Genomic DNA, 24,066 nt, shown 5'->3' with positions numbered 1-24,066 from the left:
AAAAAAAAGAAATTATGAAAAATGTAATGCTTAATAACAGTTGTCTTTTAGTTTTCTTTGCGTTGATTCTCTCAGCTTGTTCTAGTGATGAGAATGCAAATGAACCGCTTACTGCAGATAGTAATGCTCCCGGCCAGCTGGCAGATATTCAGATAGTTGATCTTGCCGGTAAATCAGAAATTAAGTATAAATTACCCGATGATCCCAACTTGCTTTATGTAAAAGCTACCTACGTTTTAGATACAGGACGTGAGATGGAGGTTAAGGCCTCGTATTACCAAAGGAGCCTCTTAATAGAAGGTTACGCTGAACCTGGAGAGCACGAGGTTAAGTTATATACTGTAAATCGTAGTGAAGTAGAATCAGAACCGATCACGGTAACCATTAATCCTAAAGAGTCGCCTCTTTTTGATGTATTTAGAAGTCTTGAAGTTGGACCTGATTTTGGTGGGGTTTTTATACAGGCAGATAATCCGGAGCGGGCTCAATTGGCCATCTTACTAATGGAAAAAAATAATGAAGGAGATTGGGAGACTACTGGTAATAGTATTTATACTTCTACAGACAGTATTTTTAGGACCGTGCGCGGGCTAGATACAATTAATTATAATTTCGCATTTACGGTAAGAGACCGTTTTTTAAATACTTCAGACACTTTATTTCAAACTGTTAAACCGATTTATGAAGTTGAGATACCAGCAGGACAGTATTCGGGATATCCGCTTCCCGGAGATGCACCTACTACTGAATTTCCCTTTCCAATTTCCAGAATGTTTGATGGTAATTTTATAGCCTGGCCTTCTCTTTATATAACTGATGCTGCAGCTCCGGCGCCGCATTCGTTTACAATTGATCTTGGTGAGGCCATTAAAATAAGTCGTGTGAAAATCTGGGATCATCCACAAAGCGCGAGATTTTACTATTGGCAGTTTAATATGCGCAAATTTGAAATTTGGGGTTCAAACAATCCTTCGCCTGATGGTAGCTATGATAGTTGGGATAAGTTAGGAACTTATGAGGTTATTAAACCCTCCGGCTTGCCACTGACGCAGCAGAATAATGAGGATGTTGAATTTGCACAGGACGGTTTCAATTGGGCCATACCCATTACGGCTCCTAAATACAGGTATTTGAGAATTAATAACCTGGAAAACTGGGGTGGCACTGGTCGCCTAGCTATAGCAGAAATGCGTGTTTACGGGGATCCCAGATAAATTGAATAGCTTAAAAGTTAAAGATTATGATAAAAATGAATAATAAGATAAAAGGCGTTTTAGGAGTTTTAATAGCAATACTTATGGTATGCTCCTGTGCAGAAGAAGATGAGTATCTGAAGTTTACTGAGGGTGGAGAAATACTCTATACTGGTAAAATGGATTCAGTAACTGTCTTTTCAGGACGTAATCGTGTTCAATTAAAAGCATTACTATCCGCAGACCCTAAAGTCACTTCATATAGGGTCTATTGGGCAAATAGGACAGACAGCATTGTTTTTCCGGTTGATCCCAATCGTACAAATGACACTATAATCCAAATTATAGATAATTTACCTGAAAACATTTACAATTTTGAAATACGAACCTTAGACGATCAGGGGAATACATCTATCCCGGTATTTGAAACGGGCAGAGTATATGGGGATCGTTATAGTAGTTCGTTACGAAACAGACCTATAGCTGAAAGTGCCTTGCGCGGCGATTCAGTAGTAATAGATTTTGTAGAGTCTGACTTAACTTCAGGTATTTTCACTACAGAGTTAGAATATACTGATAACAATGGGATTATGAATTCTATCGTTGTACCTGTAGACTCCACCAATCTTGTTTTGAGAAATTTTGAATCTGGAGAATTTTTCAGATACCGTTCAGGATTTAAGCCAGACAGTACGAGTATTGACAACTTTTACACACCATATGATACCATCGTGCCGATTCTTCCACTTACCGAGGCACCCTATCTTGAAAATCGAAGTGCACCATTTGCTATTTCAGATGATTCGGGTCAACGTTATTCTACTCCATCTAACTGGGTTCACAACGCCGCAGCACTTATTTACCAAGGTAGCTATGGTAATGTTGATAAACAATCTGCAAATAGAATGAATATCGTAACGGGATATGGAGGCGTACCCGATTTAGTAAATGCTAAACTATTTCAACGCCTTAACCTGGAATCCGGTACGTACACCTATACCTTTGTTTCACAGGCAGGTAATTGGAATCTGAACGATAAGCTTTATGTTCTCGCGGCATTGGGAACCGAATTGCCCGATGTTGATGATATTGAAACATCAGCTCAAACTTTGGCTTTTGAACGCGTTGCTAATGGTATAGGGCAGACCAATAATTTCACGTATACAATGTCTTTCACCTTAACAGAAACTACTCAAGTTGCTGTAGGGCTAGTCGCTTCCAATGTACCCGGCACCAGCAGATATATGCCGGTCAATTCGTTCAGTTTGACAAAAGAATAATGAGGTTTTATGAACCTTTGAATTCTACGTCCCCACTTTGGGGACTTTTTTTAATCTATATAGGTCAGCTCATTTATAAGTTCACCTCGCATTTATAACGTCAGAATGTCTAGTTTTTCCGTGAATTCATCCATTTTGATTTAGATACTTTCCTTATACATTTATTAAAATATTCATAAAATTAATATCAAAATTTTAATCATTGTTCAAAATCATTTCCAGGTTGAGTCATGTTTTGGCAATTTCTAACTACTTAAATTATGATTTATACTAATTACTTTAAACCTGGCTTAAATAGGTGTTCAGGTTTATTCTTATTATTTATGTGTCTATGTACCATTAATACATATGCTAGAACTTTTGAGCGTCCTGTAGAATTAGCCGTTCAAAAGACTATTACAGGGACGGTGCGCTCTGCAGAGGATAACACTGCGTTACCTGGAGTTTCTGTTGTAGAGAAGGGCACATCTAACGGTACCGTTACAGATTTTGACGGTAACTATAGCCTTAATGTTGCTGATGGAGCAATTTTGGAGTTTTCGTTTGTAGGATTTAAAACACAGGAAATGAGGGTTAGCTCACAAAGCGAAATCGATATCGATATGCAAACCGATGTTGCTTCACTTGATGAAGTTGTAGTTGTGGGTTATGGTACACAAAAGAAAAGAGATCTTACGGGTGCAATATCCCGTGTGAGTTCAGAAGATTTTAGTCCGGGAGCAAACCGAAGTGCTGCAGATTTGCTAAAAGGTACTGCATCAGGAGTAGCAGTAACTCAAACGAGTTCTGCTCCAGGTGCTGGTCAAACGGTGCGAATACGGGGGGCAGGTTCTATAAATAGTTCTAATGGGGTTCTTTATGTAGTAGATGGTTTGCCCGGAGTAGATCCTAATTCATTAAGTCCCGGTGATATAGAGTCTGTTGAAATATTAAAAGATGCGTCTGCTGCATCCATTTATGGTACGCGTGCGGCAAATGGTGTCGTGCTTATCACTACAAAAAAGGGTCAGTCTGGTACCGCTCAAATAAGCTACAGTACTTACACTGGTATTCAGGATGTTCCAAATATTGTAGAGGTTTTAAACGCACAGGATTATGCGCGACTAGTAAATCAAAGACTTGAGTTTGACAATCGCCCAGCGGAATTCACTGATGAAGATATAGCCGGTTTTGGAGCAGGAACAAATTGGCAACAGGAAATTTTTAGAAAGGCTGTTGTTCAGAATCACCAGATTTCTGTTTCCGGTGGTGATGAAAGAAGCAAATATTATGTTGGGATTAACTATTTTGATCAGGATGGTGTCGTCATCAATTCCGGCACAAAAAAATACAATTTAAGAACCAATGTTCAATCAAATCCTTTAGATCGCTTAAAGCTTTCTTTGGGTGTTAACTATACCGAAGAAACAATAAGAAGTATTCTTAGTGCAGGTGCAGATGGAGGGTTACTCTCGGCTGCGCAGCGTGCAGATCCCACTATTCCTGCAGGACTTGATCCTGAAACTGGCAGGTATTACAATATTGGTTCTTCTACTTCTGACAATCCTTTGGCTCTTGCAAACGGTATAAGTAATAAGAATGTAATTCGCAGGTTTTATACTTCTTTGACAACAGACTATGAAGTTGTTGATAATCTTACAGCTACATTACGCCTGGGAGCTGAATCTAATAATAGTCGTCAGGATGCCTATAATAGCCGTATTACCATGGGTGGCTTAGGTCAGGGAGGTGTTGCTTCTATCAGTGCTGGAGAATCAACACATTGGCTTGTTGAAAGTCTTTTAAAATATGAAAACACGTTTAACGACGTTCACGATTTTTCAATCCTTGGTGGAGCAACCTGGGAGCGTTTTGATTCGAGAGGACTTGGAGCGAACAGTCGCGGGTTTATTTCTGATGTTTTGGGTACTAATGCGTTAGAAAGTGGTGATGGCGACAATGGTGATAACGTGAGTAGCGATCGCTCTGCCAATCAACTTAATGGTTTTCTGGGTAGAATGACTTATGCTTATGATGGTAAATATTTACTAACAGCTTCATTTAGGTTAGATGGGTCTTCCCGTTTCTCTGATGAAAATAAATATGCCTTCTTCCCCTCTGCATCTTTAGGTTGGCGATTAGGAGAAGAGGCTTTCTTAAATTCTGTTGATTGGGTTGATGAACTAAAACTAAGAGTAGGTTATGGAGAATTAGGAAATCAGGGTATCAATAACTTTGAGACCATACAAACATTAGTAGCCGGCGGAAACTCTGTATTTAACGATCAGATTGCGATAGGAGTTGTACCTGCAAGATTACCAAATTCAGACTTAAGGTGGGAGACTACTTCAGAACTCAATGTCGGTTTAGATTACGGCTTTATAAATAATCGTATCACAGGTGCGATCGATTATTTTTATCGCGTTACTAAAGACCAGTTATTCTTCAAGCCCTTACCGGCGGTTGTGGGATTTGGTTCTGTTAGAACCAATATTGGCGAGGTACTTAATACCGGTGTTGATTTCAGTTTAAGTACCAAAAACCTAACCGGAGCATTTAAGTGGAATACTGATATTACGTTTTCTTACTTAAAAAACGAAGTTACAAGCTTGCCTGATTTCACTCAGGAGATTATAGGTGGCTATGCCGGAAATAATGTGGGCGCTTTCTGGATTGTTCAGGAAGGAGCCGCCTTACGCTCTTTTTACGGTTATGTTATTGATGGTCTTTTTCAGGAAGGTGATGATATAGCAAATTCACCTACTCCGGCACCTAATTTTCAACCGGGAATGCCACGTTTTGTTGATCAAAATGGGGACGGTACAATTAATGCCGAAGATCGTGTGATCATAGGTAGTCCTTTCCCAGATTATACCTACGGAATGCGCAATACCTTTTCCTATAAAAACTTTACCCTGAGTACTTTTATTAATGGGGTTGAAGGTGTAGACAGGTATCAATCAGATATTGCAGAAACACTTTATCCACAAAATAACTTCAGTAATCCGCTGGCAACATATTATTATAACAGATGGACTCCCGAGAATACGAACACAAATATTCCTTCGGGACAGAATTTCACCCTTTATGGGGGTGCTCAGGCAGTCAATACTTTGACTGTAGTTGATGCTTCCTATGTTCGTTTAAAAAACGTAACACTATCTTATAATTTTCCATTGAAAGATAGCTTCCTATCCTCTTTAAATATTTTTGTTGCTGGTGATAACCTTGCAACATGGACAGACTTTTTAGGGTATGATCCTGAAGCGAACATTCAGGGAGGAAGCCTTGAAGCAAAAACATATAACGCTTATCCTTTGGCACGCGTTTACAGACTGGGCCTTGATATCAAATTTTAAAAAAGTATACTATGAAAACATATTTGAAACGATCAATATTAACATCATTAGCTATAATGAGTGTTTTAAACTTTACTTCCTGTTCAGAATTTTTAGAGGAAGAAGTTTACACGCAATACGACCCTGACAGTTTTCTTCAGGATCAGGAAGGGGTAGATGCTCTCTTGACCGGGGTTTATGCATCTACAGAAATTTCAGGAGGTGATGCGAGAAATATTTATTACGCGTTAAGTGAGTTTCCTACAGATGTTTCTTTTGAGACCGATGGAGGTTTTGCTAGTCAGGTAAAACCTATTCAGGAGTTTAACCTCAATCCATCTATCCCATTTATTTCAGGAGCATATTCTAAGTTTTACGCTGCAATTGCCAGAGCTAATAATGTGCTTTTGGTAACCTCAGGTCTTCAGGGTATTGATGCTGATGTGGTGGAGAAAATTAATGCTGAAGCGCGCTTTCTAAGAGCATATTCGTATTATATTCTACATAACTTTTTTGGTACTACTCCAATTATAGAGATTCCTGCAGGAGCAACAATTGATGAGATTGAAACTATAGGGAAAGAGACGCCTCGTCCTACAGAGGCAGATTATAGGGCATACGTAGAAGCAGATTTGATATTTGCTGCCACGACTTTAGATCCTGGTACATTAAGCAGTCGTGCTAATAAAGGAAGTGCATATGCATTACTCACTAAATTTTATTTAAGCAATCGCGAATGGCAAAAAGCAGCAGATGCCGCCGCCGAAGTTTTAAAGCTGGATTACGAGCTCTATAATGACTATACAACCCTATTTTCTATTCAGGGCGAGAATAATAAAGAGTATATTTTTAGAACAGAATGTAAAGTGGGCAGCAATCAGGTTAATCAATATATGCCCCATGCTTTTCCTCCAAGATTTCGAGTGCAGCCAAATTGGGTAAATTTTGCCGCTCAGTTTAGAACATACACGGCATTTTATGAAACTTTTGAAGAGCAGGATGAGCGACGAAAACTATTTTTAACCGAGTATATTCCTGATAATCGAACCGAACCTGTTCAGCTGGTACGTGATAATAATGGTAATCCTCTTAATAATGCACGAAGCTTTAAATACACTCCTGACCCTGACGCACAAGGTGTAAATCATGGTAATGACATACCGGTTATAAGACTGGCAGATATCATACTTGCCCGTGCCGAAGCACTCAATGAAGTTAATAACGGTCCCACCCAGGAAGCAATTGATTTAATTAATCGCGTTAGAAATCGTGCAAAAGCATCACCTGTAACACTTAATCAATTTGCCACCATGGATGCATTGAATGATTTCATATTGGCAGAACGCGCCCGTGAATTATATACAGAAGGTATATTGCGCCGTGAAGATTTAATAAGACACGATAAATACATAAGCAGAGCTGTAGAGCGAGGATTCCCTGCTCAGCCATTTCATGTGTTGTATCCCATACCTCAGGATCAGCTGGACAGCAATCCAAATCTTGCACAAAACCCTGGATATTAAATCATAATAAGGTCTGTACTTAATTTTTAGTCAAGCAAAAAGCCGTTTAGTAATGGCTTTTTGTTTTTTGTAAAATTTTACGATAAAAAAATATATCTATCGATTTCGAAATATTTCGTTTTTAAGATGAATTTTTAAAAATTCGCTCTAATTGTGATATAATCCTACTATTTAAAGGTGTTTCAAGAGGATTTTTAGGATTTAAATCAATTGTAAGTTTTAAAAAAGAGCGAGTGTAAAATTATCCATTTTATGAATTGATATGTCCATTTTATTCCAGGATTCAATCAGATATATTTGAGTTAACAATATTTTAAGTTTCTGTAGGTTGAAAAAACATTTAAAACAAATTAAAAATCTGGGATTCTGTGCATTATTAGCTTTCTGTTTAATGGCTTGTAAAACCACAAATTCAGATCAAAATCAAACAGTAGGAACATCAAAGCCCAATGTCCTGTTTATTTTGGCTGATGATTTGGGTCTGCACGATTTGAGTGTTACAGGCAGCACCTACTATGAGACTCCAAATATTGACCGTATAGCAAACGAAGGAACCGTTTTCACCCAGGGATATGCTTCAAGTAGGGTGTGTAGCCCTTCCCGGGCAAGCATCATGACGGGACAATTTACAGCGCATCACGGTATAACAGATTGGATTGGTGCAGCTTCGGGAACTGATTGGAACCGTAATGATAAAGTATTACCCGCAGCGTACAATCATGCTTTAAGTGATGAAGTTATTACTTTGCCTGAAGCTTTTAAGTCTGCCGGCTATACTACATTTTTCGCCGGTAAATGGCATTTAGGTGATACTCCATCAACACCTGAAAATAACGGTTACGACATCAACAAAGGGGGTTGGGAAGTAGGTAGTCCTATTGGCGGATATTTTTCTCCCTGGGAGAATCCGATGTTGCCTAATAAGGAAGCCGGAGAAAATTTGTCCTTACGTTTAGCAAAAGAGACTAGCAAATTTATTCAGGATCAGAACGGTATGCCCTTTTTTGCAATGCTCTCTTTTTATGCTGTGCACGGTCCTATAGAAACAACCGAGGAACGCTGGAAAAAATATCGGGACAAAGCCGAAGCTCAGGGCATTGCTCCTTCAGGATTTGAAATGGAACGTGTGCTTCCCATTCGAGTAGAACAGGACAATCCCATTTATGCAGGTCTGATTGAGCAAATGGATGTTGCTGTTGGATTGGTTCTTAATAAATTAGAGGAATTGGGTTTGGCAGATAATACTATCGTAGTTTTTACATCAGATAATGGCGGGGTGGCATCTGGAGACGCTTTTTCAACATCAAACTTGCCTTTACGTGGAGGCAAGGGCTATCAATGGGAAGGTGGTATCAGAGAACCTTATTTTATCAAGGCTCCCCAACTGAAAAATGCTCCTAAAGAAATAAACGCCCCGGTAACCGGAGCCGATTTTTATCCCACTCTATTAGATTTAGCAGGTATTGCGCAACCTGAGAGTATCGCTCTTGACGGTCAAAGTTTAAAGCCTCTTTTTGAAAATGAAAACCTTGAAGACCGTTCGCTTTACTGGCATTATCCACATTATGGTAATCAGGGAGGAGAGCCTTCATCGATCATTCGTAAAGGAGATTATAAGCTTATTTATTATTACGAAAGCAATACCAGTGAGCTTTATAATTTAAAAGAGGATCCGGCAGAGCAAAATAATATCGCCTCAGAAGCTGCAGGTCGTACACAGGATATGCAGGCAGAACTGTTAGCTTATTTAGGCGAAGTAGGTGCTAATAAGCCGGTTCCTAATCCTGATTTTGATGAAACAAAAGCCAGACAGCAACAAATAGACCGTCGGGAGAAATTATTACCCAGACTCGAGACTGAGCGTAAACAAATGCTTTCTAAAGATTATAAGCCTAATGAAACCTGGTGGGATAGCAAGCTTACTAAAGATTAATAAAATGGGACAAGACGTTTTATCCACCTGGTCGATAATCTTCCGAATTCTTAAAGGAATCCAATCATATTAAAAGACACAAATACGTTTATCCTATAATTTCTCAACCCTTATCAATGGAAGACATAAAATTCAATTTTAAATACCTGCTATTCCTTGCCTTGGTCTCGGCAATGGGAGGCTTCTTATTTGGCTATGACTGGGTGGTCATAGGTGGGGCAAAGCCATTTTATGAGTTGTATTTTGGAATTAATGAACTACCATCGCTTCAAGGCTGGGCCATGAGTAGTGCTTTGGTTGGTTGTATTTTAGGGGCAGTACTTTCGGGAGTGGTAGCAGATCGATATGGTAGAAAAAATCCACTCATACTCGCTGCTTTATTATTTACGGTATCGGCTTTCGGTACGGGATACGTTGACTCGTTTACTCCATTTATTATTTACAGATTGATTGGAGGTCTCGGTATCGGTCTGGCTTCCACACTTTCGCCTATGTATATTGCAGAAATAGCTCCTGCAAAATACCGAGGCCAGTTTGTAGCCATCAATCAATTGACAATCGTTGTGGGAATACTCGCAGCACAAATTACTAATTATGCAATCGCAGACAGTATACCAGCAGGAATGACCCCTGCCGAAATACTCACATCCTGGAATGGTCAAACCGGATGGCGCTGGATGTTTTGGGCAGAATTAATCCCTGCAGGTTTGTTTTTTATCCTGATGTTTATCGTTCCTAAAAGTCCACGTTTTCTTGCGAAGGTAAATGAAGATCAGGCAGCTCTAAAAGTACTTCAGGCCATTGGTGGCGAAACCTACGCTGCACACGAGCTGCAAAACATGAAGCAAACGCTTCAGGAAAGCAGTAACAAAAAGATTAAACTTTCAGAATTGAGAAGTGCTAAAGTCCTTCCTATTTTGACTATTGGTATTGTCCTGGCATTCTTTCAGCAATGGTGCGGAATCAATATTATTTTCAATTACGCCGAAGAAATTTTTACAGCTGCCGGGTATAGCGTAGGCGATATGCTGTTTAATATTATCATTACCGGCAGTGTCAATCTCGTATTTACGTTTGTGGCGATGCGCACGGTTGACAGCTGGGGCAGACGTAAGCTTATGCTTTTTGGATCTATAGGTCTTGCATTTGTTTACGCATTGCTGGGTGGGGCTTATTATTTTGAATTCAATGGTCTTCCGGTTCTTATTTTAGTGATTGTGGCGATTGCTATCTATTCCATGTCACTGGCGCCTATCACCTGGGTGGTATTGTCAGAAATTTTCCCCAATCGCTTACGTGGAGTTGCGATGTCGATTGCAACCTTTTCGCTTTGGGTGGCGTCTTTTATCCTCACGTTTACCTTCCCAATTCTAAACGATTTACTGGGGTCTTACGGTACCTTCTGGGTATACAGTGGTATTTGCGTTTTAGGCTTTCTGTTTATCAAACGCAAGCTTCCCGAAACCAAAGGGAAAAGCCTCGAGGAAATTGAATTTGAATTGTCTAACAAAACCGGTCTAACAGATGAAAAATAAACTAGCGCTTATTCTTTTTGTTTTTGCATTGAGTCATACCATGTCTTTCGGGCAGATAGCGGGTAAAGATTATCTCGATTCTTTGAAGCATGAGCTACGGGTTAAATGGCCAAATAATCATATGATAAACCTGGTCTTTCACGGGCACTCTGTGCCTTCCGGATACCTTACAGGAGGTGTCACAGACCGTCTGGCTGCTTATCCTTTTAGAACCTTACAACACGTAAACAATCATTATCCTTATTCGGTTGTTAACAGTATTACTACAACAATCGGAGGGGAGCAGGCAGAGCAGGGAGCGCTTAGAATGACTGAGGTTCTCAATCACAAGCCTGATGTAGTTTTTATCGATTATGCTTTAAACGATCGTAGCATAGGATTAGAACGCGCTAAAACTGCTTGGGAAACTATGATTAAAGAAGTATTGGCCCACAATATCAAACTCATTTTGCTTACCCCAACCCCGGATTTGCGGGAAGATATTGCTTCAGAAGAGGCAAATCTTGAAATGCATAGTCAGCAAATACGGGATCTGGCTAAAAAATACAAAGTGGGACTGGTTGATAGTTATGCGTTTTTCAAAAAACTCACTGAAACGGAAGATTTAAAAGCCTATATGGCTCAAAATAACCACATCAATCAAAAAGGGCATCAGTTTGTTGCCGATCTAATTTTTGAAAACTATTTCTCATGGAACGACTAAATTCAATAAATACTTATAACTTATTGATTTTAAGACGATCAGCGCAATTTCTTTTGGTGATTGTGATGAGTTGTGCTTTAGGTTCTTGTGAACAACCCGAGAATACTAAGATGGACTTGTCTGGAAACTGGCGTTTTCAAATAGACTCATTAGATCAGGGAGAAGAAAAGGGGTGGTTTTCTAAAGAGCTGGCGGAAAATATTCAACTGCCGGGTTCAATGGTTGAGAATGGTAAAGGCGATGACATTGATCTTCAAACCAAGTGGACGGGCAATATGTGGAACGATAGCTTATGGTACACCAGCCCTAAATATGCCAGGTACCGTCAGCCTGATAACATTAAAGTTACTTTTTGGTTACAACCTGATAAAAAGTATTACGGCGCGGCCTGGTATCAAAAAACAATAGATATCCCTGAAAATTGGCAAGACAAGGTTCTTGAGTTTAATATAGAACGTGCGCATTGGGAATCTACCGTATGGCTTGATGATCAAAAACTGGGATCGCAAAATACGCTAGGTACAGCGCATAAGTATAAGCTGCCAGAGAATTTAAAATCCGGTAAACATACACTTACTGTGCGTATGGATAACCGCGTAAAAGATATCGATGTAGGTCTTGATGCACATAGTATTACAGACAACACGCAATCTAACTGGAATGGCCTGGTAGGCGAAATAAGCCTGACTGCCAAACCTAAAATTTACATTGAATCATCACGTATTTATCCAGATGTGGCTGCAAAAAATATTCAGGTTCAATTACAGGTTCAAAATACTACAAATGAAATAGCAGATGCAAAAGTCACACTTGAGGCATTTGGACTTTCTGAAAATATCAAAGACGTCGCTGGACATACTGAAGAATTAAGTCTCAAACCCGGTGTTAATGAAATTTCGTTTACTTACAAAATGGGTGGTAGTCCTGTTTTGTGGGATGAGTTTTCGCCCAATTTATACGAATTGGTTGTACAGGTAGCAGCAAATAAATTCAAAGACGAGCAGCGAGAAACCTTTGGGATGCGCGATTTTAAGGCCGACAAAACGCGCTTTACAATCAACGGAAGGCCTGTCTTTCTAAGAGGTACACTCGAGTGTTCAATTTTCCCACTAACGGGATACCCACCTGTAGATGTAGATTCCTGGGCTCATATTTTTGACGTAATAAAAAGTCATGGTTTAAACCATATGCGCTTTCACTCCTGGTGTCCTCCAGAGGCTGCTTTTGAAGCTGCAGATCGAGCTGGGATTTACCTGCAGGTAGAAGCTTCCGGTTGGGGAACCATTGGTGATGGAGCACCTGTTGATAAATGGTATTATAAAGAAGGGGAAGCCATTTTAAAAGAATATGGTAACCATCCTTCATTTGTGATGATGGCTTACGGTAATGAGCCCAGTGGTAAGAATCATAAGGATTATTTAACCAAATACATAGCTCATTTTAAAGGTTTAGATTCCACAAAAATGTACACCAGTGCAGCCGGCTGGCCTTTTATTGAATCTGCAGACTATTTCAATACTCCTAAACCGCGTATTCAGCAGTGGAATCAGAATTTGAATAGCATAATAAATGCAGAACCGCCACAAACCCGGTTCGACTATCAGGATATTATAGATAATACCCCAATGCCTGTAGTAAGCCACGAAATAGGCCAATGGTGTGTCTATCCTAATTTTAAAGAGATCGAGAAATACACCGGGGTTTTAAAGCCAAAGAATTTTGAAATTTTTAAAGAAACACTTGAGCAGAATGAGATGGGAGATCTGGCTGATAGTTTGCTCTTAGCTTCAGGTAAGCTTCAGGCTTTATGTTACAAAGCAGATATTGAGGCTGCATTGCGTACTAAAGGCTTTGCCGGTTTTCAGTTATTAGACCTTCACGATTTTCCCGGTCAGGGAACCGCCCTTGTGGGAGTGCTTGATGCCTTTTGGGATGAAAAGGGATACATCTCACCGGAAGAATTCAGGTCTTTCAGTGGGCAGACTGTACCCCTGGCGCGCTTAGACCAACGTACGTTTACAAGTGCTGACACGCTTAAAGCTTCGGTTGAATTGGCGCATTTTGGTGCTGAAGCAATGGTTGATGTTACTCCAAAATGGACACTCGCCGATGAGTCAGGCAACCTTGTAACCTCAGGGACTTTTGCAAGTTTAGATGTCCCTATTGGAAATGGTCTGCAACTTGGCACTATAAACTTTCCGCTTCGCGAAATCAAAACAGCCCAGCAACTAAAACTGAGTATTGAAGTCGAATCTTTTGAGAACAGCTGGAATATCTGGGTATATCCAGCAACTACAGAACCAATTGATAGGGATATTCGTGTAGTAAAGAGTCTTGACGCCAATACCCTAAAATATCTTGAAGCAGGAGGCAAGGTCTTGCTTAATGGTGATAAAGGTTCCGTTGCAGCAGATAAAGGAGGGGATATAGGCATAGGTTTTTCAAGTATTTTCTGGAATACCTCTTGGACTAATGGTCAAAAACCACATACCCTTGGTATTCTTTGTGATCCCGACCATCCGGCTCTTGAAAATTTTCCAACAGAATACCATTCAGACTGGCAATGGTGGGATGCGATGTCTCATAGTAATGCCATAATACTTGATGATTTTGCCCCCGCTCTAAAACCAATTGTTCGGGTAGTGGATGACTGGTTTGAGAACCGTAGACTGGCTTTGCTTTTTGAAGTGAAAATAGGTAAGGGGAAACTCTTGATATCGGGTATCGACTTGCATACTGACCTTGAAGAGCGTATTGAAGCGCGGCAATTGCTTTACAGCTTGAAGAAATATATGTCTGGAGACAAATTTCAACCTAAAAACGAGTTGACAGCAGAAGACGTAAAGCAATTGTATGCGTCATAAGATAAATAGTAGAAAATAAGGAAATTAAGAATATCATGAATACAGTTAAAGCCTGGAGAGAGACCATAACAATTCCTACTTATGAAGTGGGAACTCCTGAAAAATATCCGGTTTTTTTAGAAAAACGTGTTTATCAGGCCAGTACCGGATCTGTTTATCCACACCCGGTAATTGAGAAAATAAGTGATGAAAAGGTAGATAAGGAATGGGACGTTATTTTTATAGAGAATGATTACCTCAAACTAATGATTCTACCAGCTTTAGGCGGAAGGATTCAGCGGGCTTATGATAAGATCAGAGAACGTGATTTTGTGTATTACAATCATGTGATTAAGCCTGCACTAGTTGGCTTAACAGGTCCCTGGATTTCGGGAGGTATCGAGTTTAACTGGCCACAACATCACCGGCCCAGCACCTATGATCCTACAGACTCGTATATAGAAGAAAATGGAGACGGGAGTGTTACCGTATGGGTAAGTGAAGTAGAGCGTATGTTTCGAACTAAAGGCATGGCTGGTTTTACGTTACATCCTAATAAAGCCTATCTGGAAATAAAAGCTCAGCTTTACAACCGCACGCCGCACCCACAAACTTTTTTATGGTGGGCCAATCCGGCTGTTGCGGTAAATGACCATTACCAATCGGTTTTTCCGCCAGATGTAAATGCTGTTTTTGATCACGGTAAGCGCGATGTTTCAGAATTTCCTATTGCTAAAGGTGAATACTATAAGGTAGATTATGCTCCGGGAACCGATATTTCACGATACAAGAATATTCCGGTACCTACATCCTATATGGCGATTACCTCAAAGTACGATTTTGTAGGAGGCTACGAGAATGATTCTAAAGGTGGACTTCTGCACGTTGCGGATCACAATGTTTCTCCGGGTAAAAAGCAATGGACCTGGGGGAATGGAGATTTTGGCCATGCATGGGATCGCAATCTTACTGATGAGGATGGTCCCTATATCGAATTGATGTGTGGTGTTTATACCGATAATCAGCCCGATTTCTCGTGGATGCATCCCTATGAAGAGAAAAGCTTTAAGCAATATTTTATGCCTTACTACAATGTAGGTGTCGTAAAAAATGCGACTAAAGAGGCGCTCCTCAATTTAGAACTTGAAGACGGGAAGGCACATTTAAAGGTCTATGTGACTTCGGTATATGATAATTGCCGCATTACCCTAGCCTGTGGAGATACACTTTGCCTTGATGAGACTTTAGATTTAGATCCGGCTCACGGCTTTGATACATTGATTGATACCGGAAACTCAAAATACCAGGATCTTAAAGCAGAAGTTCAAGATACCAACGGAAATATATTGGTTAGCTGGTCACCAGGCAATGACGAAGTAGGCGATATCCCGGAAGCAGCAAAGGCAGCAAAAGAGCCGAAAGAGATAGACAGTGTAGAAGATTTATTTTTAAATGGCCTGCATCTGGAGCAATACCGCCATGCTACTTTTGATCCCACTGCCTATTATCTGGAAGCCCTGCGCCGTGCTCCCGGAGACGTACGTAACAATAACGCGATGGGTTTATGGAAGTTGAAGCGTGGGAAATTTGAAGAAGCTTTAGCCTATTTTGATACGGCGATTGAAACGTTGACGACACGTAATCCTAATCCTTATGATGGGGAGCCTTACTTCAACAAAGGTGTCGTTCTTAATTATTTAGGTCGAAAGGATGAGGCCTATGCGGCGTTTTTTAAATCTTGCTGGAATGCTGCCTGGCAGGCGGCGGGATACTTCAATCTTGCTCAAATAGATTGTGACAGAAATGATCTGATTAAAGCGTTAGAACTTGTAGATAAAGCCCTTATTAATAACTGGCACAATCATAAAGCCCGTCACTTAAAAGTTATTATTCTTAGAAAAATGGGGCGTGTACAGGAAGCACAAAAACTGGTTGACGATTCATTAGAAATAGATCGGTTCAATTTTGGTGTACTTTATGAAAAATATTTACTGAGCAGCGATGCCAAAGATTTAAAGATGTTTCATGAAATGCTAAGGGGATATGAGCACAACTACATTGAGTTTGCATTAGATTATGCCCAAGCTGGTGAGTATGAGACTGCCATCGAAGTTTTATTAAGCGATACTCTTGAAGATGCAGATTGCTACCCAATGATCTGCTACTTTGCCGGTTATTTCTTCGAAAAAGCTAATGATAACAGTAAAGCTGCAGCCTGGTACAAAAAGGCGCAAAGTGCCAAATCCGATTATTGTTTTCCCAACCGTCTTGAAGAAGTTTTGGCCTTGCAGGCAGCAATAGACTTTGATGATGCTGATGCCCAGGCGAATTACTATTTAGGTAATTTTTGGTATGCAAATAGACAATACAAAGAGGCGCAGAAATGTTGGGAACGAGCTATAACGCTAGACGATAAAAATGCGATCGCACACCGTAATTTATCCTTACTGTATTACAATAAAACCAATGAAAGAGGTCGTGCCCGCAAGCATTTGGAATACGCTTTTAGTCTTGATCCGGAAGACGCACGACTATTGATGGAATTGGATCAATTGTATAAAAAAGTTAACGTTTCGGTTGACGACAGACTTTCTATTCTAGAAGGAAATAGCAATCTCACCGAATCTCGTGATGATTTATACCTGGAGCGTATAGCCCTTTATAATTTCAAAGGAAATCACAAACAAGCCCTACGACTTTTAGAATCGAGGCAGTTTCATCCCTGGGAAGGAGGAGAGGGTAAAGTGCCCTTTCAGCATATCAATACCCATGTAGAACTAGCCAAAAACCTTTTAAAAGCAAACAAGCCCGAAGCAGCCATTGAGCACCTGCAAGCGGCACAGGTTTATCCACATAATCTGGGCGAAGGAAAACTTTTTGGAGCTCAGGAAAATGATATTTTCTATTGGCTGGGTTGCGCTTGGGAGCAACTGGGTGACCTTAAAAAGGCGAAGAAAGCCTGGCAAATTGCCTCAGAAGGTTTGAGCGATCCAAGTCCCGCAATATTTTACAACGACCAGCAACCTGATAAGATTTTTTATCAGGGACTCGCTTTAATAAAATTAGATAAGAAGAAGGAAGCCATAGCCCGATTTACAAATCTCGTGAATTACGGGAAAGAACACATTGATGACCGGGTTAAACTCGATTATTTTGCAATTTCACTACCCGATTTATTAATTTGGGAAGAAGATTTGCAGGTGCGCAACCGTATTCACTGTCAATATCTTATCGGTTTGGGAGCTTTAGGTCTCCAGGATTTAGAACAGGCAGAAGCGGCATTTGATGCGGTTAAAGAGCAAGACCTGTATCACCTCTCTGCGCATTTACATCATAAGATGGTATCAGAAAAACAAATGAGCTCTAATTAAGTGATTTTGAAACTAAAAAGTACGATTTGTCTGGTTCTGTTACTGCTGATAGGTTTTATTATAACTGCTCAGGAACGGCCTAATATCCTGTGGATCACGTTTGAGGACACTTCTTCTCAATTCATAGGCTGTTACGGTAACGAGAATGCAGAGACTCCGGTAATTGATGAAATGGCTAGAAGAGGTATTCGATACACCAGTGCCTTTTCTACCAATACGGTTTGCTCGCCAAGCCGTACTTCGATTATTACCGGGGTGCCTACTTTTAAGTTAGGGACAGGGCATCATCGGAGTAAATACGCTATTCCTGATTTTATAAAAGGCTTTCCTGCATATTTACGCGAAGCAGGTTATTATACCTCAAATAATTACAAAACAGATTATAATGTTGCTAATGATCAAGCATTTATAGACGAAGCTTGGGATGAAAGTTCTAATGAAGCCGGCTGGTGGAAGCGGGGTAAGGATCAACCGTTCTTTTCAGTTTTCAACATTAATGATTCGCATCAATCACGTACCATGTCAATGTCTTATGAGTGGTACGAGAAAAATGTATTGGGCTACTTGCCACTGGAATCTAAGAATTCATCAGAATTGCCCGATAAACAGGCTTCAGCCGAGAACGAAATTTCAATATCGGGAGCAAATACAGGCGATTTTGCAGGACTTCATCAAAAGCATTGGATTGCCGATAGCGCTTTTGCGATGCCATCTATTTATAGGGATTCACCGGAGATGCGTAAGCAAATGGCTCGTGTTTACAATTCGCTCAAGCTTACCGACCTAAAGATTGGCAAACTGCTCAATCGGCTACAGCAGGAAGGGTTAATGGAAAACACCATCATTTTCATTTTTGCCGATCACGGTGAGGGAATGCCCCGTATGAAAACCAATGGGATTGGCCTAGGCTATCGTGTCCCATTTGTGGTTTGGCTTCCACAACGATACAAGTATCTGGCTCTAAATGGAAAAACCGGAATTGTAAATGATGAATTGGTAAGTTTCGAGGATTTAGCGCCGACGGTTTTGAATTTGGCCGGAGTTGAACTTCCAAACTATATGGATGGTCGCGTGTTTTTTGGTAAGGATAAACAACCCGAACCTGAATATCTCTTTTTAGCTTCAGACCGGGCAGATAATGGTCTTGATTTAGTGCGTTCAGTAACTGATGGGCGCTATATGTATTCCCGCAATTTTATGCCGTTTTTCCCGGAAATGAAATACATAAACTATATCGAAATAGGAGAAATTACTAAGCATATGCGCGAAGATTTAGCCAATGATAAGCTTAACGAAACTCAGCGAAGTCTGTTTGAACCCAGACCTGTAGAGGTCCTTTACGACCTTAAAAACGATACCTGGGAAACTGATAATCTGGCAACTAATCCCGAGTATGCTTCTTTATTGTCTAAAATGCGTGCTGCCTTAAAGGAAAATATACTTCAGGAATGCGATGTACAGTTTATGCCGGAATATGAGCTTTCAAAAATCTCGGAAGACAGTACGCCTTACGATGCAAAAGCCGATAATCAGTATTACCCATTAAACGAGATTTTAGAAACAGCAATGCTGGTAGGCAAAAAAGATTCAGCCAGTATAACGGAAACATTAAGCAAATTGGAACATGACAATAAGTTTGTGCGTTACTGGGCTGCAATGGGTCTATATGCTGCGCGTAAAAGTCTTACGGATGCAGCTCTGAAAAAAATCAGCGCTCATCTTATTGACGACTATGGTCCGGTACAGGTAACCCTTTCTGCTTTATATTATGATCTAAGTGGCAATGCAGTAGCTGAAAAAATGCTTAAAAGTACTCTGGACCAAGCCGAACCGGAATTGGCACTTATGGCAATCAATTATTTGCTTTATACAAGTAATAGAACTCCTTTTATCAAAAAGGTTCAGGATATTAACCAGTCTGATGCGCCCTATAAACTAAAAGCTTCGGCACTTGATTTTCTCAATTTAGAAGGGCTCGCAGAAGCCGGCGATTAGCAAAAAACTATGAAAGTATTACAAATATTCGGGGTTGTTTTGGTATGCTTGATTTCAGGTCTTAAAGGTTATACCCAGACCGATTTAAAGAAACCCAATATCATTTTAATATATATAGATGATTTGGGCTATGGCGATATTGGAATAAATGGGGCTGTTGGGGTTAAAACGCCCAATATTGATGCACTGGCAAAAAATGGCCTAAATTTTACCGATGCACATTGCGCCGCGGCAACCTGTACACCTTCAAGGTATTCGTTATTGACGGGTAGTTATGCATTTCGAAATAACGCTGCAATTTTAGAAGGCGATGCTCCACTTATTATTGACACGACCAGATATACCCTGCCCGATATGCTTAAAAATGCGGGCTATACCACCGGGGTGGTAGGGAAGTGGCATTTGGGGTTGGGTGACGGAAATACCAACTGGAATCAACGGGTTTCACCGGGTCCGGCAGAAGTAGGTTTTGATTATAGCTTTTTGATTCCCGCTACCGGAGACCGCGTACCTACGGTATTTATAGAAAATCAATACGTTGTAAATCTTGATCCGCAAGATCCTATTGAAGTAAGTTATGGGAAGGCAATCGAAAATGCTTATCCTACCGGTCGCGAACATCCCGAACTGCTTAAGCAATATGCAGACAATTACCATTTGGGAGCGGTAACAAACGGGATTAGCCGTATAGGATATATGAAGGGCGGTAGCAGCGCGCTTTGGGTTGATGAGCAAACACCGTATGTCCTTACTAATACCGCTAAGAGATTTATTGAAAAGAATCAGGATCATCCGTTCTTTTTATACTATTCCTTTCATGATATCCATCAGCCGCGCATTGCGAATGTCAATTTTATTGAAGCCAGCAGTATGGGACCTCGAGGGGATGTAATTGCCCAGATGGACTGGTGCGTGGGTGAAATTGAAAAAAAACTCAGGGAGTTAGACTTGCTGGAGAATACCCTAATCATTTTTACCAGTGATAACGGTCCCATTTTAGACGATGGCTATGTAGATTATGCACGTGAATTGGTGGGAGATCATAAGCCGGGTGGACCTTATAAAGGTTCAAAATATTCAGTTTTTGAAGCAGGAACCCGGGTACCCACCATCCTAAGTTGGCCGGGGGTCATAAAACCGGGTATCTCAGATGCCCTATTGTCTCAAGTGGACCTATACGCCAGTCTTGCTAATCTTTTGGCCGAAAAAAATCCGGGTAAAAAAGCTCCTGATAGTGAGAACCACATCGATGCCTGGCTGGGCAAAACGCAAAAAGGACGTGAATTTTTACTGGAAGAAGCTTACGCTTTTGGTTTAAGGAAAAACAACTGGAAATACATTCAGCCTAAAGAAAATGCTACCGTACCGGGTTGGATTACTCAGAAATACGTGGACCCGGGTTTCAGTACCCACCCGCAACTGTATAATTTAGAAACAGATCCCGGTGAAACCACTAATCTCGCTGAAGATTTCCCTCAGGTGGTTATTGAAATGGAAGACAAACTCAATACAATTTTTAAGAAGCCGCGACTATGAACCCCACTAAAAATCTAAACTTCAAACGTTTTTTTATACTGGTCGCATTTTTGATTCTTACGGCCTGTACAGAAGAAACAAAACCTGGTCAGAATGGTTTTGGTATGGCTTCTGAAGACACTATTGCTACAACAACAGGTGATGAATTGAGTCTGGCAGGTCTTTGGCGCGTAAAACTCGATTCACTAGATCAGGGTAAGCAAAACAACTGGTTTGCAGAAGCTTTTAAAGGGCAGGCTATAGACTTACCCGGTACACTTGATGATGCCGGTATTGGTATAAAAGACACACTTACTCCGGCCCTTAATAATTATGTACTTTCTAATCTGGCCCGTAAACATGCATATATTGGTAAAGCCTGGTATCAAAAGCAGATTGAGGTTCCTCAAAATTGGTCCAATCAGGATAAAATTTTAAGTCTCGAACGGGTATTATGGAGTTCTACTCTTTATGTAGATAGTCTGCAAGTAGGTTCTGAAGAAAGTCTTGTGGGTAGTCACAAGTATGACCTGAGTGAAATCTTAACCCCGGGTAAACACCTCATTACTGTGGTAATTGATAATTCTAATCTGTATCCCCAAATTAATGTAAAAGGGGATAAATATCCACTTGAGGTCAATCAGGATATGGCTCACGCGTATACTAATCATACTCAAATTAAGTGGAATGGTATGTTAGGAGACCTAAAAATAAGCGCATCTCCTAAAAATAAACCTGAGAGCCTCAAATTGTATCCAGATGACTTGAACGATGCAATACAGGTGGTTTACCAACATAGGGATGTTGAAGTTAAGAGCGTTAGACTTGAAATTTCTGATGCTTCCGGTAAAAGTTTATTTGATGAGACTATTGAACGGCCCGTGGTAGAAGGGGAGTATGTACACTTTTCCATTCAACGCCCTGAAGGCTTAGCGCCCTGGGATGAATTCAATCAAAACCTCTATCAGGTAAAATTGACAAGTGGTGATTCTCAAATTTCCCAAACTTACGGACATCGCGTTCTGGAAGCCAGGGATGGAGATTTAGTTCTAAATGGCAAACGTATCTTTTTAAGAGGAAATTTGGAGTGTGTGATATTTCCATTAACCGGGCATCCTCCCATGGAGGTAGAGGAATGGGCTAAGCTTTACGAGCAGGCAAAAAATTATGGTCTCAATCACATACGTTTTCATTCTTGGTGTCCGCCGGAAGCAGCATTTGCAGCAGCAGATGAAGTTGGAATGTATTTACAGGTAGAATTGCCCCATTGGAGTTTAACCGTAGGCGAGGATGCACAAACCACTGCTTTTCTGAAAGAAGAAGCACAAAAAATACTCAAAGAATATGGGCATCATCCTTCGTTTTTATTTTTCTCGATGGGTAATGAGTTGCAAGGCAATTTTGACGTGTTAAATGCAATGGTTAAAGAGCTTAAAGCAGAGGATAGCCGTCATTTATATGCAACTACCTCGTTCAGTTTTCAAAAACCGGCAGGCATATTGCCACAACCTGAAGATGAAGTTTTCATAGCGCAGTGGACGGACAAAGGCTGGATACGCGGTCAGGGCGTATTTAATCACAAATACCCCAGTTTTGATGAAGACTTTTCGGCCAATAGTGCCCATATAGATGTTCCGCTCGTTTCACATGAAATAGGGCAGTACTCTGTGTATCCAGATATGAGCGAAATTGAAGATTATACCGGGGTTTTAATGCCGCTTAATTTCATTGCCGTTCGTAATGATCTGGAGCAAAAAGGGATGCTTGATAAGGCAAAAGACTTTACCTATGTTTCCGGAAAGCTCGCTACGATGCTTTATAAAGAAGAAATAGAACGCGCACTAAAAACACCCAGTTTTGATGGTTTTCAATTGCTGCAATTGCAGGACTTTCCGGGTCAGGGGACTGCACTCGTGGGAATTTTGAATGCTTTTTGGGAATCAAAAGGAGTCGTTTCAGGCGAAGAATTCCGAGAATTCAATAGTCCGCTGGTTCCTTTGGCACGGTTTAAAAAAGCGGTTTATGAAAGTGGAGAAACATTTAAAGCAGGTATTGAAATTGCTAATTTTTTAGAAGAGAAAACTAATCAGAAAATTAAAATCAGTTTGAAGGACGATGATGGAAAACCGTTACTTGAAAAGGTACTCGAAAACATTGACCTTAAGATTGGTAACAACATAAATCTTGGATCTATTGAATTCCCCGTAAATGTCGATCAGGCCGAAGCATGGAGTTTAGAAATCAGTTTACTCGATTCAAATTATAAAAATCATTGGCCGCTGTGGGTATATCCTAAATCAGGCGTTGAAATTTCAAATGATGCTATTGTTGAAACGCGATCTTTTGAAAAGGCAATACGTTTATTAAAAGAAGGAAAAACGGTTTTACTCAATCCCGATTACAAGGAACTTAAAGGTGTTACCGGGAGATTTGTTCCTGTTTTTTGGAGTCCTGTACATTTTCCCGATCAGCCCGCAACAATGGGGCTCTTGATCCAGAAGAATCACCCTGCTCTTGCTTTATTCCCTACTGAAAAATACACCCAATGGCAGTGGTGGGATTTGTGTAAACAGTCCACCTCGGTTAATCTCGGAGATCTGGAAATTGACCCCATTGTAGGGGTAGTAGATAATTTTGTTACAAACCGCAAACTGGGAGATGTTTTTGAAGCCAGAATCGGGTCGGGTAAACTCATCTTTAGTAGTATGGATATTTCAAACAATCTTGAGAAACGCCCCGCTGCCCGTCAATTACGAAGCAGTTTACTACGGTACATGGAAAGCGATTCGTTCAAACCGGAAATTACGTTAACCGAATCGCAATTACAGAGCCTGAAAAAATGATATTGATTGTGTAGC

The 24,066-nt window shown here is 40.5% G+C and carries 12 protein-coding genes; all 12 read left to right on the top strand.

Going from position 1 to position 24,066, the window contains the following annotated elements; all coding sequences use genetic code 11:
- Positions 1-14: 14 nt before the first annotated feature.
- Positions 15-1,214: a DUF5000 domain-containing lipoprotein gene (locus LLW17_RS00825; protein ID WP_228228370.1), complete on the top strand. Its 1,200-nt coding sequence runs from the start codon at positions 15-17 to the stop codon at positions 1,212-1,214.
- Between the two features lie 35 nt (positions 1,215-1,249).
- Positions 1,250-2,473, top strand: a complete 1,224-nt coding sequence (locus LLW17_RS00820) for a DUF4998 domain-containing protein (protein WP_228228369.1) — start codon at positions 1,250-1,252, stop codon at positions 2,471-2,473.
- 323 nt (positions 2,474-2,796) lie between these two features.
- Positions 2,797-5,811, top strand: coding sequence for a SusC/RagA family TonB-linked outer membrane protein (locus tag LLW17_RS00815; protein ID WP_228228368.1), 3,015 nt, complete (start codon positions 2,797-2,799; stop codon positions 5,809-5,811).
- Positions 5,812-5,822: 11 nt separating this feature from the next.
- Complete coding sequence (locus LLW17_RS00810) at positions 5,823-7,313, top strand: RagB/SusD family nutrient uptake outer membrane protein (protein ID WP_228228367.1); 1,491 nt, start codon at positions 5,823-5,825, stop codon at positions 7,311-7,313.
- A 391-nt stretch (positions 7,314-7,704) separates the two neighbouring features.
- Complete coding sequence (locus tag LLW17_RS00805; protein WP_228228366.1) at positions 7,705-9,246, top strand: sulfatase; 1,542 nt, start codon at positions 7,705-7,707, stop codon at positions 9,244-9,246.
- Between the two features lie 116 nt (positions 9,247-9,362).
- The gene (locus LLW17_RS00800; RefSeq protein WP_228228365.1) at positions 9,363-10,781 is read left to right on the top strand and encodes a sugar porter family MFS transporter; all 1,419 of its coding nucleotides are present in this window, start codon (positions 9,363-9,365) and stop codon (positions 10,779-10,781) included.
- Positions 10,771-11,484 (top strand): SGNH/GDSL hydrolase family protein, encoded by a 714-nt coding sequence (locus tag LLW17_RS00795; protein ID WP_228228364.1) that lies wholly within the window; start codon positions 10,771-10,773, stop codon positions 11,482-11,484. The genes LLW17_RS00800 and LLW17_RS00795 overlap by 11 nt, the downstream gene beginning before the upstream one ends.
- Positions 11,472-14,348, top strand: a complete 2,877-nt coding sequence (locus LLW17_RS00790) for a DUF8487 domain-containing protein (RefSeq protein WP_228228363.1) — start codon at positions 11,472-11,474, stop codon at positions 14,346-14,348. The genes LLW17_RS00795 and LLW17_RS00790 overlap by 13 nt, the downstream gene beginning before the upstream one ends.
- Before the next feature lie 35 nt (positions 14,349-14,383).
- Positions 14,384-17,698, top strand: coding sequence for a DUF5107 domain-containing protein (locus LLW17_RS00785; RefSeq protein WP_228228362.1), 3,315 nt, complete (start codon positions 14,384-14,386; stop codon positions 17,696-17,698).
- Positions 17,699-17,704: 6 nt separating this feature from the next.
- Positions 17,705-19,693, top strand: coding sequence for a sulfatase family protein (locus LLW17_RS00780; protein WP_228228361.1), 1,989 nt, complete (start codon positions 17,705-17,707; stop codon positions 19,691-19,693).
- A gap of 9 nt (positions 19,694-19,702) precedes the next feature.
- Complete coding sequence (locus LLW17_RS00775; protein WP_228228360.1) at positions 19,703-21,229, top strand: sulfatase family protein; 1,527 nt, start codon at positions 19,703-19,705, stop codon at positions 21,227-21,229.
- Entirely contained in the window at positions 21,226-24,051 is a 2,826-nt protein-coding gene (locus LLW17_RS00770) for a DUF8487 domain-containing protein (protein ID WP_228228359.1), read from the top strand. Before LLW17_RS00775 ends, LLW17_RS00770 begins: the two co-directional genes overlap by 4 nt.
- Positions 24,052-24,066 lie beyond the last annotated feature (15 nt).

The sequence above is a fragment of the Leeuwenhoekiella parthenopeia genome, from assembly GCF_020782115.1.
Classification (GTDB): domain Bacteria; phylum Bacteroidota; class Bacteroidia; order Flavobacteriales; family Flavobacteriaceae; genus Leeuwenhoekiella; species Leeuwenhoekiella parthenopeia.
This window is presented reverse-complemented; position numbering and strand designations above follow the sequence as displayed.

What these genes read in the sequence shown, in the direction of transcription:
- LLW17_RS00795 (WP_228228364.1), top strand. Translation starts at nt 10,771, where the DNA reads ATGAAAAATAAACTAGCGCTTATTCTTTTTGTTTTTGCATTGAGTCAT.
- LLW17_RS00800 (WP_228228365.1), top strand. Translation starts at nt 9,363, where the DNA reads ATGGAAGACATAAAATTCAATTTTAAATACCTGCTATTCCTTGCCTTG.
- LLW17_RS00820 (WP_228228369.1), top strand. Translation starts at nt 1,250, where the DNA reads ATGAATAATAAGATAAAAGGCGTTTTAGGAGTTTTAATAGCAATACTT.
- LLW17_RS00810 (WP_228228367.1), top strand. Translation starts at nt 5,823, where the DNA reads ATGAAAACATATTTGAAACGATCAATATTAACATCATTAGCTATAATG.
- LLW17_RS00785 (WP_228228362.1), top strand. Translation starts at nt 14,384, where the DNA reads ATGAATACAGTTAAAGCCTGGAGAGAGACCATAACAATTCCTACTTAT.
- LLW17_RS00775 (WP_228228360.1), top strand. Translation starts at nt 19,703, where the DNA reads ATGAAAGTATTACAAATATTCGGGGTTGTTTTGGTATGCTTGATTTCA.
- LLW17_RS00790 (WP_228228363.1), top strand. Translation starts at nt 11,472, where the DNA reads ATGGAACGACTAAATTCAATAAATACTTATAACTTATTGATTTTAAGA.
- LLW17_RS00825 (WP_228228370.1), top strand. Translation starts at nt 15, where the DNA reads ATGAAAAATGTAATGCTTAATAACAGTTGTCTTTTAGTTTTCTTTGCG.
- LLW17_RS00815 (WP_228228368.1), top strand. Translation starts at nt 2,797, where the DNA reads ATGTGTCTATGTACCATTAATACATATGCTAGAACTTTTGAGCGTCCT.
- LLW17_RS00805 (WP_228228366.1), top strand. Translation starts at nt 7,705, where the DNA reads ATGGCTTGTAAAACCACAAATTCAGATCAAAATCAAACAGTAGGAACA.
- LLW17_RS00770 (WP_228228359.1), top strand. Translation starts at nt 21,226, where the DNA reads ATGAACCCCACTAAAAATCTAAACTTCAAACGTTTTTTTATACTGGTC.